We start from the raw sequence: 14,729 nt of genomic DNA, 5'->3' as shown, positions 1-14,729 counted from the left end.
ACTGCATGTCCAAGAAGACCCACCAGCAGCAGCTGGCGGCGCGGAAGGCGAAGCGACAGGCCGAGCGGGACGCGGAGCACCGGCGACAGCGCCGGAACGTCGCGGTCACCGTGGCGGCGGTCGTGACGGTGGTCGTGGTCGTCGTCGGGGCGTTCGTGGTCTTCGGAGGCGGTGCCGGGAAGCCGGCGGCCGCGCCGTCGGTGGCGCCGGAGAACAAGCCGTCGAGTATCCCGACCGCGATGTTCCCGGCGCCGAAGCGGGCGAAGCCGCTGGCTGCCGAGATGAACTGCACGTACAAGAAGAGCGCTGATCCGGCGGCGAAGAAGGTGAACCTGCCGGCGGACGGGAAGACGAAGGCGTCCGGTACGTCGAAGGTCAGCCTGTCCACGTCGATCGGGGATCTGCAGCTGACGCTGGACAGTGCGCTCGCGCCGTGTGCGGTGAAGAACTTCCTGAGCTTGGTCGGGCAGAAGTACTTCGACAACACGAAGTGCCATCGGTTGACCGTTGGTGCGGGGCTGCAGGTGTTGCAGTGCGGGGATCCGACCGGGACCGGGTCGGGTGGGCCGGGGTACAGCTTTGCGGACGAGGTTTATCCGACGTTGAAGTACGGGCGCGGGATGCTGGCGATGGCGAACTCGGGGCCGAGTACGAATGGCAGTCAGTTCTTCATTGTGTACGGCGATGCTTCCGGGTTGACGGCGCAGTACACGGCGTTCGGGACGATCGACGAGCCGAGTCTGAAGCTGATCGACAAGGCGGCGGAGGCGGGCGTCACTCCCCAGCAAAGCCCGCAGGACGGCACCCCCATCACACCGGTCGACATCAAAACCGCAACAGCAGCAGCCTGACCACCGCTTACGTCCGAAGAAGTGTGGGTGCGAGCCCTCACATCTTCGGACGTAACGGTTTCTGGTTAGGCGAGGAGGCCGTAGCGGGAGCGGGGCCAGGCCAGGAGGGCGTGGACCTGGGTGATGCCTGATTGTTGGAGGAGTTCTACTGTGCCCGCGCGGAACTTGTACAGGTTGGTGGCGGGGTCGCGGGTGGTGTTCCAGTTGTAGTCGGCGTAGGACTGCATCGCCTTGCGGTAGCGGGGGTCGGGGCTGACCGAGTCCAGGATCAGCAGGTTCTTGAACCAGATCGAGTTGAACGCGGCGCCTTGTTTCGCGAGCATTTCAGGGGTGTCGTAGAACGCCAGCGACGCGTTCGCCACCGACTTCGCGTCCCGCAGGTAGCGCCCGTCACCCGTTGCCTTGAACAACAACACGCCGGCGCCGAGCATCACGCCCTGGTTGTAGCTCCACTGCGTCTTCTCGACGTTCCCGGCCAGGTCGATGTGGTCCCAGTACAGACCGTTCGGCGCCAGCATGCAGGTCTGCGCCCACTGGTACATCTTCTTGGCCCACGTCAGGTAGGACTTGTCGTGCGTCAGCAGGTACAGGTGCGCACCGAGCTCCGCTCCCGGACCGTTCGACACCGTGTTGCGGTCCTGACTCCACGGCGCCTGCGTCCAGTACACGCCACCCGCGCACGGGTGCGACGGATCCGTGTCCCAGCCGTGCACGACCAGCGCGAAGATGTCCTTGGCACGAGCCAGCGCAGCGCGGTCACCAGTCCGCTTGTAGCGCTGGATCATGTTCAGGCCGATCCACTCGTTGTCGTCGTAGAACTTGTCGCCGCCCTGCCCGTTCGGCGGCCGGACGTACGAGTCGTACCCGGTCGGCGTGGTCCCGGAGTTCCAGTAGAACTGGTACGCCGCGACCCGGCGGTCCGCCTCCGCGGACCCGGCGCGGCCCGCGCCGGGTACACCGGCCAGGTCCTCGGCCGCGATCGCCGCCTGCGAGTACGGCCAGACGTACGAGTACGCGTTGGACTGGGTGTTCGGGTACTCCTCGAGCAGCAGCCCACGGCCGGCGTCGAAGTACGTGTTGATGGCGTCGTACGACGCCCTGGCCCGAGCCGCTGCGACGGGGTCGGCCCCGCCCTCGGGGCCTGCACTCGCCGTGGCCAGGTTCAGCGATCCAAGGACCGCGACCGTCAGCATTCCAGCGGCCAGACGTGTTGATATACCAAGCTTTGTGCGCATCGACCTGCTCCTCCTGGGCGGTGGTTGACAGCGATGTCACGTTCTAACCGGCGCAGAGCGGGCACGTCAATGGTTCAGCCACCGGCTCTTCGGCGACCGCAGTTGGCATATCAGGTCAGCGGGCCGCGAAGCTGATCCAGCCCGAGCGGAGGTGCAGCCGGATCCGGACCTGGTCCGCGGTCAGCACCCGCGACCCGCGGGACCCGACGGCCTGTACGGTGAGCGCCCGCCCGCCGCCCGGGCCGACCCCGGTCCGCTTCAGCACCCGGACGTACCGGATCGACCCGACGTCGAACACCGCCTGCATCTCGGCGGCCGTCCGGGTCACCTTCCAGGTGACGTTCGGGTTCCCGTTCCGCGGGTACGCGTCCCAGCCGTCCACCTTGGTCAGCTGGTACGGCGCGTCACCGGCCGCCGTCGCCCCGCCGTTCGACGAGGAGAACTCCGCGAAGATCGGCCTGCCCTGGTAGAGCCGGATCTGCCCGGCGGTCGCCGCGATCGCGGTGTTCGTCGACGTCTCCTCGGCGTCGTACCCGCCGTACACCTGGCACGACGTGGTGTCGCACAGGTCGTACGCCTTCGCGCCTGCGCGGTCCCGGTGGAAGACCGAATAGGTGCGCGCGGCAACGGCCTGGGCCTGGAGCGCCGCCGCCCGCCAGCTCGTCACGGCTTCCCGCGGTACGACGCCGCGCAGGTAGTACTCGAGCGGCAGCACGTTCACGGTGTCGAGATGCGAACCGGAGACGTCGATCGCCCGCAGCGCACCGCGGTACCGCCGTACGTCGCCGCTCGGCAGCACCAGCCCGATCACGGACGCGCCCTCGAACTGTGCCATCCCCGTGAACGTCTTGTACAGCGTCCAGGTCCTGGTCGTCGCGTTGTACGAGCTGAGCTTGGTGCCGTGCTCGCCGTTCGGGTCGATCGACCACTGGTTGATCGTCGATGCCTTGGGCAACGGGTAGACCTTCCCGGTGGCGAACGAGCGGACCGCGAGCCCGTTCGCCGCGCCGACCCGGACGCCGTCGGTGGTGTCGGCGCTGATCCGCACCCGGATGTTGCCGGTCGCCCTCCCGGAGGTCGTACCCGGGTAGTAGAAGTCGAGGATCTGCTTCACCGACTTCCCCGCGAGCGCGGCCCCCTGGGCGCCGTACTGGGACAGCCCGCGACCGTGCCCGAACCCGCGGCCGTTGATCGCGGTGTCCGGCCCAGTCACGGCAGGCACGGCCGGCGTGATCTCGCGGGCGTGTGCGGTCGTACTGACCACCGTCGACGACAGCACGACCGCCGCGATCACACGTTTTCTCATTCTGCTCTCCCGTAGACGACGTGGACCTGCCGGGCGCGGCGGTCCCAGACCAGCCAGCCGCGCTGGAACTTCTGCCGGACCCCGCCGTGCACCTGGTACGCGTCGGTGATCGGCAACCCGAGCCGCGCGCTTCCCGCGCCGAGCTGCCGGAACCGGGTCCGGAAAGCGCCGGCGGTGGAATGTGGGCCGGTGGCAACGGAGTAGAAGACGTCCCGGGTAGCGAAGTACGTCGCCCTCCCGGTCCGCGTCGGGTGCTCGCCCCAGAACGGCTGGCCGAGGTTCCGGAAACCGAGTTTCCGTGCGTACCGGTAGATCGGGGTGGAGAACGTGCCGCCCATCAACGTGTTCACCCGCTGCCGCAGCCAGCCGAGTTTCTTGTACAGCTGGGTTCCCGGACAGTCCGTGGCCTTCGTGTCGCGATGTCCGGAAACCGTGTGCAGAAACTTTCCGTCGAGCTTGATCGTTGCCGACGGCGACCGGTAGTTGGCGTCCAGCTTCCACGCGATCACCCGGGCCGTCGACTCGAGCATCGCCGCCGGCGGCGCGACCTGGTCGAAGTTCCCGATCACCGCGACGCCGAACGAGTTCGCGTTGTACGACGCGGTGTGCGCGCCGAGCACCGGCAGCTGTGCGCCGCCCGCGCGACCCTCGAAGATCCGGCCGAACCGGTCGACGAGGAAGTTGTACCCGAGGTCGCACCAGCCGCGGCTCTTCACGTGGTACGCGTACATCGCCCGCACCATCGCCGCGACCTGCGTCCGGGTGTAGTCGTTGCGGTCCGCGGTGTGATGCACGAACGCGGCCAGCACTGTCGTCGTGTACTTCGGCCGCGCGCAGGACGCCCCGTTGTACGTCCGCAGCCCCTCGTCGGCGCCCCACCGCCGTCGGCTGACCATCAACGGCATCGGGTACGGCGACGCGCTGGACGTCGCACTGACCCCGTCGGGCACGTCGGCGTCCGAGGCGAGGACACCCGGCTGGATGAGCACCACCTTGGCGCCGGAAACCGGCGTACCGGCGTCACTGGTCGCGCTGGCCTGGACACCGGTCGCATTTCCGACCCATAAGGGTTCGGTCCCGGCCCGCTGAATTCCTTCGGTGTCCGATGCATCTGGGCCGTGATCGTCCTCGACCGATAACGATTGCCAATCGGTCCATTTCCCGTTCTGCTCCACCCGGACCTTGGCGGTCACGTTCCGCACACTTTCCGGCCAGGTGACGCCGACCATTCCGTACGGCGCGGTCCGGGCCTGGACGGACGGTCCGTCGAGGGGAATCTCCTGGTAGGAGGGGTTGTCGGCGGGGTGCAGCGGGACGAGTGCGGTCGCGGTCAGCACGAGCGGGAGAAGTCGCGCGGTCTTGCCCATGGACAGCCTTCCGGCGGGGGTAGGACAGACGCTGGGCGGCGCGCTCCTCGATTATGCGTCGCCGGTGACCGCTTTCCTGGGATTGCATCACCCTGCGTGGCGACCGCCGACTTGAGGCATTCGATAGGGTTGGCGGAAAGGACCCCCGAGAGAGGCCCGTCATGGAATTCATCCTGATCATCGCGGTCGTGGTGATCGCGGTGCTGGCGTACAACTCCTATCGCCGGACCCAGCTGCGGAACAAGAAGCAGCACGAGATCACCGCAGCCGAGCTCGACGCGGTCAAGCGGACCGCCGACGAGGACATCACCCGCTTCGGCGAGGAGCTGCAGGCGCTCGACCTGGACATGGTCGGCAAGGACCTCGGTGACGGCGCGCGGCAGGACTACCAGCGCGCACTGGACTCCTACGAGTCCGCCAAGCAGGCGGTCGGGCAGGTGACCCAGGCCGACCAGATCAAACACGTGATCGAGATCCTCGAGGACGGCCGGTACGCCGCCGCGTGTGTGAAGGCCCGGGTGAACGGCGAGCCGCTGCCGCAGCGCCGCCCGGCCTGCTTCTTCAACCCGCAGCACGGCCCGTCGGTGGTCGACGTGATGTGGTCGCCGCCGGGCGGCGCGCCGCGCGAGGTGCCGGCCTGTGCGGCCGACGCCGAGCGGGTCCGCGTCGGCGCCGAGCCGGACGTCCGCAAGGTCATGGTCGGCCCGCAGCGGGTGCCGTACTGGGAGGCCGGCCCGGCGTACTCGCCGTACGCGCAGGGTCTGTTCGGCGGCGTCGGCGGCGTGCTGACCGGCATGTTCATCGGTACTGCGCTCGGCGGCATGTTCGCGGGCGGCGGGTACGGCGACTACGCGGACGGCTACCAGGACGGAATGTCCGACGGCGACTCCGGGGACAACGGCGGGGACGGCGGCGACTTCGGTGACGGAGGCGGCGGAGACGGCGGGGACGGCGGCGGTTTCGACTTCGGCGACTTCGGCGGCGGAGACTTCGGCGGCGACTTCTAGCGACGACGAGGCCCCGGTGACCAGCTGCTGGTCATCGGGGCCTTGTCATGGGTTCACTCGCCGAACAGCGGGGCCTGTCCCTCGGCGGTGCCGAGGAAGTAGACCGGGTCCTTGAACGTCCCGGGGACCTTGCCGAGGCCCTTGATCACGGTCGCGGTACCGTTGGCGTGGCCAACGGCGTACAGGTAGGCCGTGCCGGTGTCCTTGTCGATCGCGGTCAGCAGCGTGCCCTGCGCGCCGCACTTCTCCGCGACCAGCGACTCGAACGTCTGCCAGGTGGAGGTCCGCACCTTCTTCACGATCGGCTTCATCGGCGAGGTCCGCGGGATCCGGATCGTGTACAGCGCGCCGCCGCGGGTGTTGGCCAGGAAGGTGTCGTAGGTCTGCGTCTCGCTGATCAGCGCCATCGTCTTCACCGCGGAGAACCCGGTCGCGACCTCACCGTGCCGGGCACCCTTGGCGTCCGCGACCCAGCGGTGCAGGAACCCCGGGCCGCCGTCGAAGCCGTACAGCGCACTCGCCGTCACCGTCGAACCGGGCGCCTTCTGCCAGAAGGACGCCTCGACCATCGAGAAGTACTTCCAGCCCGAGCCGATCTTCTTCAGCCCGGTCGGCGGCACGCCGGAGGTGTCGGAGTAGTACGCCGAGTACAGCGTGTCGTTCAGGACGACCAGACCGGACGTCGTCGAGCCGGCCGGTACGTCGAGGGACGTGGTCCAGGTCGAACTCGCCTTCGCGATGCCCGGCGTGAACAGGTGCGGACCCTTGCCGTGCTCGCCGGTCGGCGGCACGGTCGCCGTCGCCGTCGTACCCGCGAAATCACCGGCGCTCGTGATCGAACCCGCGGTCACGCTGCAGGCGGCGGTCGGGCCGGTGGTTGCCGTCGGGGCCGCGGCCGCCGGACCGGCGGTCGCCGCGGACGCGACGGCAACGCCGCCGAGCAGGAGCGCCGAAGCCGCTGCCGCGGATGCGCGCTGGAGTTTCATAGGAATCATTCACCGTTTCTGTTAAGGGCGTCATCGAGCCCCCAGCGGGAAGTCACCGGGTGTCCGCCGGGATGTGGATCGTGTAGAGCCCAACCCGGGTACTGGCAAACGCTGTTCCAGCTCGTCCAGCTCGTCCAGCTCGTCCAGCCGACGCCGCGACCGCGGGGGCTTGTCTCAGGCTCTCCACAACCTGCTCGATGCGAGCCCAACCACCAAAGTTGCCGACAACTTTTCCGGCGACCTGGCGTGCGGCGAGTAGGTCAGTTGCGCAGGTGGAGGCGGCGGGCTGCTTCCGCGATCGAGCCGGAGATCGACGGGTAGACGGTGAAGGACTGGGCTACCTGGTCGACGGTGAGGCGGGCGCCTACGGCCAGCGAGATGGGGTGGATGAGTTCGCTGGCCCGGGGGGCCACCACCACGCCGCCGACGACGATGCCGGTGTTCGGGAGGCAGAAGAGTTTCACGAAGCCGTCGCGGACGCCCTGCATCTTGGCGCGGGCGTTGTCGGAGAGCGGGACCTTGACGACCAGCCCGGTGCTGCCGCCGGCGTCCACGACCGCCTGGGTGAGGCCGACGGTGGCGATCTCGGGGGCGGTGAAGACGTTGGCGGACACCGTTGACTGGTCCAACGGTGTGACGGCGTCGCCGAGGGCGTGCGCCATCGCGATCCGGCCCTGCATCGCGGCCACCGAGGCGAGCATCAGTACGCCGGTGCAGTCGCCGGCCGCGTAGACCCCGCGGGCCGTCGTCCGGGACACCCGGTCGACCTGCACGAACCCGCCGTCGGTGAGCGACACGCCCGACTCGGCCAGATTCAGGTCGTCGGTGTTCGGCAGCGACCCGACCGCGAGCAGCGCGTGCGAGCCCTCGACCGTGCGGCCGTCGGTCAGCGTCACCACGACTCCGTCGCCGCGGCGCTGCACGGATTCGGCCCGGGACTTGCTCAGCACGGTCAGCCCGCGCCGCTTGAACACGTCCTCCAGTACGGCGGCCGCGTCGGCGTCCTCTCCCGGCAGCACCCGGTCCCGGGACGACACCAGTACGACGTCGCTCCCGAGCGCGTCGTACGCGCTGGCGAACTCCGCCCCGGTGACACCGGACCCGACCACGATCAGCCGCTCCGGCAGCTCCTCGAGCTCGTAGACCTGCTCCCAGGTGAGGATCCGCTCGCCGTCCGGCTCCGAACCCTTGAGGATGCGAGGCCGTGCCCCGGTGGCGATCAGCACCACGTCGGCGGCGAGCCGTTCGTCCCCGACGACCACCGTCTCCGGGCCGTCCATCCGGCCGCGGCCCTTGATCAGCCGCACCTTGTCCCGTTCCAGCCGCCGCGAGATGCCCTCGCTCTGGGCGGCGGCCAGCGCCTTCACCCGTTTGTTGACGACGGAGAGATCGACACGCACGGAGTTCGCCGGATCCACGGTGTCACCGTCGCCGTCGTCCAGCCGGACCCCGAGCTCGCCGGCCTCCTCCACCTCGGTCATCACCTCCGCGGTGGCGATCAGGGTTTTGCTCGGTACGCAGTCCGTGAGCACAGCGGAACCGCCGATCCCGTCGGAATCGACGACCGTCACCTCCGCCCCTAACTGGGCGGCCGCACTCGCCGCTTCGTACCCGCCTGGACCGCCTCCGATGATCACAACTCGCGCCACGAGAGGCCATTGTTCCGTATCCTCTTTTTCCGTGACCCTGTACGCCGCGTTTGCGTCGAATCTGGACCCGAACCTGATGTCCGAGCGGTGCCCGTACTCGCCCCTGCGCGGGACCGGCTGGATCGCCGGCTGGCGGCTCACCTTCGGCGGCGAGGAGCTCGGCTGGGAGGGCGCGATGGCGACCGTGGTCGAGGACCCGGCCGACCCCGCCAACCAGGTCTTCGTCGCGCTGTACGACGTACACCCGAAGGACGTCGAGCGCCTCGACGACTGGGAGGCCATCGACCAGGGCGTGTACAGCAAGATCCAGGTCCGGGTGCAGACCCTGGACGGCGAGCAGCTGGCCTGGATGTACGTGCTGAACGCCTACGAGGGCGGGCTGCCGTCGGCCCGCTACCTGGGCATCCTGGCCGAGGCCGCCGAGGCGGCCGGCGCACCCGACGACTACGTGGCGGACATCCGGTCCCGGCCGTGTCAGTCGTCGGGTCATTAGAGTGCGCATGTGAACCAAGACCTGAAGGCAGCCGCCGAAGCCTGGCTGCGCGAGGACCCCGACCCCGACACGCGCGCCGAGCTGACTCAACTCTTGGCCGCAGGGAACACAGCTGAGCTGGCCGACCGCTTCTCCGGCACCCTGGAGTTCGGTACGGCGGGCCTGCGCGGGGCCGTCGGTGCCGGACCGAACCGGATGAACCGGGTGGTCGTGATCCGCGCCGCCGCCGGTCTCGCGGCGTACCTGAAGGCGAAGGGCCTGACCGACGGCCCGGTCCTGATCGGGTACGACGCCCGGCACAAGTCGGACGTGTTCGCCCGGGACACCGCGGCGGTGATCCGCGGCGCCGGCCTGGACGCCGTACTGCTGGACCGCCCGGCCCCGACGCCCGTGGTCGCCTTCGGGATCCGGCACCTGCACGCGGTCGCCGGCGTGGTCGTGACCGCGTCCCACAACCCGCCGCAGGACAACGGCTACAAGGTCTACCTGGGTGACGGCTCGCAGATCGTGCCGCCCGCGGACGCCGAGATCGCGGCCGCCATCGCCGCCGTCGGACCGCTGGCCGAGGTCCCGCGCGGCGACGACTGGCAGACCGCCGGCGACGACCTGCTGGACGCGTACCTGGACCGGATCGCCCAGCTCGTCCCCGCGGACGCCCCGCGGGACCTGAAGGTCGCGTACACCCCGCTGCACGGCGTCGGCCGGACCCTGGTCGAGGCGGCCGTCGCCCGCGCCGGGTTCGCCGTACCGCAGGTGGTCGCGACGCAGGCCGACCCGGACCCGGACTTTCCGACTGTCTCGTTCCCGAACCCGGAGGAGCCGGGCGCGATCGACGCGGCGCTGGACCTGGCCCGCTCGATCGACGCGGACATCGCGGTCGCGAACGACCCGGACGCGGACCGCTGCGCCGTCGCCGTACCGGATGTGAACGGCTGGCGGATGTTGCGCGGCGACGAGCTCGGCGCCTTGCTCGGCGAGTTCCTGCTGTCGTCGGGCCCGGACGGCGTCGCGGCTTGCTCGATTGTTTCGTCGTCGCTGCTCGGCAAGATCGCCGCGTCGTACGGCGTCCGGTACGTCGAGACGCTGACCGGCTTCAAGTGGATCGGCCGGGTCCCGGAGCTGGTCTTCGGGTACGAGGAGGCGCTCGGGTACTGCGTGGACCCGGCGGCGGTGAAGGACAAGGACGGCGTGTCGACGCTGGTCCGGGTGCTCCAGCTCGCGGCCCAGGCGAAGGCAGCCGGCCGGACCCTGGTGGACCTGCTGGACGATCTCGCGGTCAAGTACGGCCTGCACGCGACCGACCAGCTGTCGGCGCGCGTCGAGGACCTGTCGCTGATCGCGCAGGCAATGGACCGGTTGCGCGCGGCACCGCCGACGACGCTGGGTGCGTACAGCGTGCAGCGGATCGACGACCTCGGTCAGGGGTCCGAGTCGTTGCCCCCGACGGACGGCCTGCGCTACACGCTGTCCGACGGCGCACGCGTGGTCGTGCGGCCGTCGGGGACCGAGCCGAAGCTCAAGTGCTACCTCGAGGTGGTCGTGCCGGTCACCACGGACGTGGCCGCGGCACGGATCGAGGCAGCGGGCGCGTTGGCAGCCATCACAACAGATCTGGCTGCCGCGGCAGGTATCTGAGCCGGAACACCTGGCGGGTGGTTCCGGGGCTCAGCGAGCGGCTGCGGCTGCCTCGGCTGCCTCGGCGCGCAGAGAGCTCTGCAGCGACGAGTGCAGGATGCGGAGCGTGCTGGTGGACTGCATCAGCGCGTCCCGCTCGTCCGGGTTCCGGTTCGCCAACGCGGAGATGTCGTTGATGGCGGCCTCGATCCGGGCGATCCGGTCGGCGACCGTACCCTCCTGGCTGCTGGCCTTGCGGATCGCGTCGGACGTGACCGTCCAGACGTCTTCCTTGTCGTTGGTCCGCCGGGACATGTCCACCATCTGGCTGAGCGCCGTGAGGTCGTGGTCGACCTGGGTGCGCTCCACCGGCACGGTGATGCCCGCGGTCGCCTGGCGCAGCCGGGTGACGTGCCCGGACAGCTCCGACCAGGTGGACCGACCGCTCTTGATCTTGTCCAGCACCTTCGCGTACTCGGTGTTGAACTCGTCGTAGTTCACTCTGACTCCTGCCGTTCGACGATCGACTCAGAACTCTAGGGCCTGCGCACTCCGAACAAGTAACCACACGATCGCAGATCGTGCAGGTGTCGCCAAAACGCAACAGCCGCCCGGTACGCCAACGCGTACCGGGCGGCTGAGTTACGTCAGAACCTCGGTGCGATCAGGCGACCGCGCTGGAGGCTGCCCTGAAGGTGTTGCAGTTGCCCGCGACCGTGAAGCTGTGCCGCGCGTTGAAGCCGGCGGTCACCCAGAACGCGTGGTTCTTGATCGCGCCGTGGTCCCGCGGTCCGCCCGGCTGGTCACCGCTGTGGCTGATCACCCAGTTGTACTGGCTCATGAAACCGCCGCTGAACGGGTAGTTGCGCTTGTTCGCGCCGTCCACGGCACCGCCCAGGCAGGACGCCTGCAGCTCACGACGACGGCTCTCCTCGAGCCGGGCGGCGTTGGTGCTGAACGCGGCCGACCGCTGCCAGGACGCGTTCAGGATGCCGGTCAGCCACTGCACGTGGTGGCCGTACTCGTGCGACAGCGTGAAGGTCGCGTACGCCCGCGCCATGGTCGGGCTCTGCTTCCAGTAGTTCATGATCTGGTACGCCGGGATGTAGATCCAGGCCTTGCCGTTGTAGCCGCAGAAGAACGCGGTGTCGGTGACGACGCCGCAGTTCGAGTTGACCGTGCGGCTGTTGTGCACGACCAGCTTCGGGGCGACCTTGTACGCCGCGCCGGCCTGCTTCAGCGGCAGCGCCCAGGAGCCGTACAGACACTTGAACAGATTGTTCTCGTACGCCACGACACCGGAGAACGTCCGCAGCGAGACGTTCAGCTCCTTGCAGTTGGAGGTCGGGATCGCGCCGGTCTTGTACAGCCGGTTGTACTGCACGACGTTCGTCAGCGACGACTTCGTGGTCAGTGCATCACCAGCCGGCGGGTTGCCGATCGCGTACGCCGTACCGTCGACCGGCGCGGACTGAGACGCGGTCGCGGCCGTGCTGGCCGTGGTCGCCGTGCTGGTGGTCTGCGCGGCCTGGGCGTTCGGCAGTGCCACGGCGGCCAAGCCGGCCAGGGCACCGACGGTGGCCATGCCACGCAGGGTGAAACGGGAGAGGTTGACCATGAGCTCCACTCTCGATGTGTCTAAGGGACCTGTTGGACCAATCCTGAGGTGCACAGGGGTTCACCAGGGCGGGAACACGGGCTCTGACGCGGCGATTCGCGCCACAGTTCCGCCGAGTTGCTTCTCAGCCGCCAAGTTTCGCACCCAGGAATCGCAGTTGGTCAGGAAGCATGCGCCGCCAGTAACCACCGGTGTGCAGACCGGGCTGCTGCCCGCCGTCCGCGTCCAGCTCGGTGCGCAGATCGCGGGCCGCTGCCGCGAACGGGTCGTCCCGCCCGCAGTCGATCCGGGCAGCCACGTCCCGGAACCCGTTCGGACGGCCGAACAGCTGGTTGCTCTCGAAGTCGGCCGCGTCGTCGAACGCTCCGGGCTGCGCATCCTCGTACCGGTGCCACAGCGCCGGGCTGAGCGCCCCGACGGCGACCGCCCGCGCTGCCGGCCCGACCTGACGCTGCCAGTAGTGCAGGGCGACCCAGAGCAACGCGCCGTACCCGCCCATCGACCAGCCGAAGACGCCGTACCGGGCGATACGCAGGCCGCGGCCGGCCAGCAGCGGCAGGAACTCCTGCGCGATCATGAAACCGGGATCGTTGCCGTTGGCCCGCCGGTGCCAGTAGCTATCCCGGCCGCCGTCCACGGACGCGAGCGCGAAGGCCGGCGTGCCTGCCCGGACGGTCGCGGTGAGGAAGCGGTCCATCCCGAGGTCGTTGATCGCGGACGTGTGGTCGCCACCGCGGCCGTGCAAGGCCAGGACGACAGGCAGTTCGGCGGTCGCGTCGTACCCGTCCGGGTAGATGACGCTGTAGCCCACGTCGGTACGGCGGGCGCGGGACGCGAAGGTCCCGGACACGACCGGGCCCGCGGGGACGTCGGGGACCACGCCGTCCGGTCCGGTCAGTCCGAGGAGCTGGTGGACCCGGCCACGGCCGGGGACCGTGCCGGTCTCGAGGGCAGCGACACCGGCGACGCCGGCGACGGCCGCAGCGCCGCCGGCGCGGACGAACGTACGTCGGGTCAGCAACGGATCAGCACCTGATCAGCGCAGGATGCCTGCGACGACGGCGATCACGGCCAGCGCCGCGAGCACGATCAGCTCCGGCCGGGCCCAGGCGGTGACCACCTCGCCGCCGGACTTCCCGGCGTACTGCTCCTGGTGGCTCTCGATCCGGCTGACCACGATGTCGGCCTTGGAGATCGAGCTGTCCGCGGCGAGCTTGCGGCCGCCGACCCGTTGCTTCCGAAGATCGCGCATGACCAGTTGGACGCCGGGCGCGCGGTAACGGTTCGCCTCGGTGTGCACCCGGAGCAGGTCGGTGACGTCGGCGCCGGTCACCTTCGACCACGGGATCCGGTGGTCGCGCAGGTGGTTGCGGAGCAGCAGGTGGTCCGGGTCGAGCGTCACCGACGGCCGGATCAGGCCGACGTACGTAAGCACCATGAAGATCCCGATGATGCTGCCGACCAGGACACCCGTCGCGGTCCGCCATTCCAGGACCACGTCGAGCAGGCCGAGTGCCCCGATCACCAGCACGACGGTCCCGGTGATCCGGTTCGACGGGGACAGGTACTGCTCGCTCTCCGGCGATTTCGACTTCACCAGCACAACGTAACCGGCGCTCAGAATCGGCACTAGACTGCGTTGGGTGACCACACTCGACAGCGGCGTCGACAGCTTGGCCGACGTGACCTCGTCCGAGGATCGGCTGCGCCGGTTCCTGCTCGGGCTGCCGGGCGTCGACCAGGTCGGCGCGGAGGCCCGTGCCGCCACCCTGAGCACCCGGTCGATCAAGACCACCGCCAAGGCCTACGCACTGGACCTGGCGATCTCGATGATCGACCTGACCACGCTGGAGGGCCAGGACACCCCCGGCAAGGTGCGGGCCCTGTGTGCGAAGGCGAAACGGCCCGACCCGGCCGACCCGACCGCTCCGCAGGTGGCCGCTGTCTGTGTGTACCCGGACCTGGTCGCCACCGCGAAGCGCGAGCTGGAGGGCTCCGGGATCAACGTCGCGAGTGTCGCGACCGCCTTCCCCAGCGGGCGTTCCAGCCTGGCGATCAAGGTCCAGGACACCAGGGACGCGGTCGCGTCCGGTGCCGACGAGGTCGACATGGTGATCGACCGCGGCGCCTTCCTCTCCGGGCGGTACGCGCTGGTCTTCGACGAGATCTCCGCGATCCGCGAGGCCGCGGGTGACGCACATCTCAAGGTGATCCTGGAGACCGGCGAGCTGGTCACCTACGACAACGTCCGGCGGGCGTCCTGGCTGGCGATGCTGGCCGGCGCGGACTTCATCAAGACCTCCACCGGCAAGGTGTCCCCCGCGGCCACGCTGCCGGTCACGCTGGTGATGCTGGAGGCGGTCCGCGACTACCACGAGGCCACCGGGCTGCACATCGGCGTCAAGCCGGCCGGCGGCATCCGGACGTCGAAGGACGCGATCAAGTACCTGGTCACGGTCAACGAGACGGCCGGACCGGACTGGCTGGACCCGGAGTTGTTCCGCTTCGGGGCGTCCAGCCTGCTGAACGACCTGCTGATGCAACGCACCAAGCTGGCCACCGGGCACTACCCGGGCCCCGACTACTTCACCTTGGACTGACAG

At 69.3% G+C, this 14,729-nt stretch carries 14 protein-coding genes; 5 read left to right on the top strand and 9 right to left on the bottom strand.

Features of this window, described 5'->3' with window-relative positions; all coding sequences use genetic code 11:
* Nucleotides 1-5 precede the first annotated feature (5 nt).
* On the top strand, nucleotides 6-851 hold the full coding sequence (locus tag JOF29_RS31065) for a peptidylprolyl isomerase (RefSeq protein ID WP_209697953.1): 846 nt from the start codon (nucleotides 6-8) through the stop codon (nucleotides 849-851).
* A gap of 65 nt (nucleotides 852-916) precedes the next feature.
* Here the strand turns inward: JOF29_RS31065 and JOF29_RS31060 are convergent, their stop codons facing one another.
* The 3 genes from JOF29_RS31060 to JOF29_RS31050 form a co-directional block, all read right to left on the bottom strand.
* Nucleotides 917-2,044 (bottom strand): glycoside hydrolase family 76 protein, encoded by a 1,128-nt coding sequence (locus JOF29_RS31060; RefSeq protein WP_209697952.1) that lies wholly within the window; start codon nucleotides 2,042-2,044, stop codon nucleotides 917-919.
* Nucleotides 2,045-2,201: 157 nt separating this feature from the next.
* Nucleotides 2,202-3,392 carry a SpoIID/LytB domain-containing protein gene (locus JOF29_RS31055; protein ID WP_209697951.1) on the bottom strand — a complete coding sequence of 397 codons (1,191 nt, stop codon included), beginning with the start codon at nucleotides 3,390-3,392 and terminating at the stop codon, nucleotides 2,202-2,204.
* Entirely contained in the window at nucleotides 3,389-4,759 is a 1,371-nt protein-coding gene (locus tag JOF29_RS31050; protein ID WP_209697950.1) for a peptidoglycan recognition protein family protein, read from the bottom strand. The genes JOF29_RS31055 and JOF29_RS31050 overlap by 4 nt, the downstream gene beginning before the upstream one ends.
* Nucleotides 4,760-4,920: 161 nt before the next feature.
* Between JOF29_RS31050 and JOF29_RS31045 the strand changes: the two genes are divergently transcribed.
* Entirely contained in the window at nucleotides 4,921-5,766 is an 846-nt protein-coding gene (locus JOF29_RS31045; protein WP_209697949.1) for a hypothetical protein, read from the top strand.
* 53 nt (nucleotides 5,767-5,819) lie between these two features.
* On the opposite strand, the gene JOF29_RS31040 is transcribed toward JOF29_RS31045, so the two are convergent.
* Together JOF29_RS31040 and JOF29_RS31035 are read right to left on the bottom strand one after the other, a co-directional pair.
* A complete protein-coding gene (locus JOF29_RS31040) occupies nucleotides 5,820-6,752 on the bottom strand; it encodes a hypothetical protein (protein ID WP_245359639.1) in 933 nt (310 codons plus the stop codon).
* A 260-nt stretch (nucleotides 6,753-7,012) separates the two neighbouring features.
* Nucleotides 7,013-8,401 carry an NAD(P)H-quinone dehydrogenase gene (locus JOF29_RS31035; protein ID WP_209697948.1) on the bottom strand — a complete coding sequence of 463 codons (1,389 nt, stop codon included), beginning with the start codon at nucleotides 8,399-8,401 and terminating at the stop codon, nucleotides 7,013-7,015.
* Nucleotides 8,402-8,432: 31 nt separating this feature from the next.
* Between JOF29_RS31035 and JOF29_RS31030 the strand changes: the two genes are divergently transcribed.
* Together JOF29_RS31030 and JOF29_RS31025 are read left to right on the top strand one after the other, a co-directional pair.
* Nucleotides 8,433-8,894, top strand: coding sequence for a gamma-glutamylcyclotransferase (locus JOF29_RS31030; RefSeq protein ID WP_209697947.1), 462 nt, complete (start codon nucleotides 8,433-8,435; stop codon nucleotides 8,892-8,894).
* A 9-nt stretch (nucleotides 8,895-8,903) separates the two neighbouring features.
* Nucleotides 8,904-10,529 (top strand): phospho-sugar mutase, encoded by a 1,626-nt coding sequence (locus JOF29_RS31025; RefSeq protein WP_209697946.1) that lies wholly within the window; start codon nucleotides 8,904-8,906, stop codon nucleotides 10,527-10,529.
* 30 nt (nucleotides 10,530-10,559) lie between these two features.
* Here JOF29_RS31025 and JOF29_RS31020 read toward each other — a convergent pair whose 3' ends face one another.
* The 4 genes from JOF29_RS31020 to JOF29_RS31005 form a co-directional block, all read right to left on the bottom strand.
* Entirely contained in the window at nucleotides 10,560-11,009 is a 450-nt protein-coding gene (locus JOF29_RS31020; protein WP_209697945.1) for a hypothetical protein, read from the bottom strand.
* 163 nt (nucleotides 11,010-11,172) lie between these two features.
* Nucleotides 11,173-12,093: a neutral zinc metallopeptidase gene (locus JOF29_RS31015; RefSeq protein WP_209697944.1), complete on the bottom strand. Its 921-nt coding sequence runs from the start codon at nucleotides 12,091-12,093 to the stop codon at nucleotides 11,173-11,175.
* 157 nt (nucleotides 12,094-12,250) lie between these two features.
* Nucleotides 12,251-13,147 (bottom strand): alpha/beta hydrolase, encoded by an 897-nt coding sequence (locus JOF29_RS31010; RefSeq protein ID WP_209697943.1) that lies wholly within the window; start codon nucleotides 13,145-13,147, stop codon nucleotides 12,251-12,253.
* Between the two features lie 15 nt (nucleotides 13,148-13,162).
* A complete protein-coding gene (locus tag JOF29_RS31005) occupies nucleotides 13,163-13,723 on the bottom strand; it encodes a PH domain-containing protein (protein ID WP_209697942.1) in 561 nt (186 codons plus the stop codon).
* 46 nt (nucleotides 13,724-13,769) lie between these two features.
* Between JOF29_RS31005 and deoC the strand changes: the two genes are divergently transcribed.
* On the top strand, nucleotides 13,770-14,726 hold the full coding sequence (gene deoC, locus JOF29_RS31000) for a deoxyribose-phosphate aldolase (RefSeq protein ID WP_209697941.1): 957 nt from the start codon (nucleotides 13,770-13,772) through the stop codon (nucleotides 14,724-14,726).
* The last annotated feature ends 3 nt before the right edge of the window (nucleotides 14,727-14,729 follow it).

This window comes from Kribbella aluminosa, from assembly GCF_017876295.1.
Lineage (GTDB): Bacteria > Actinomycetota > Actinomycetes > Propionibacteriales > Kribbellaceae > Kribbella > Kribbella aluminosa.
This window is presented reverse-complemented; position numbering and strand designations above follow the sequence as displayed.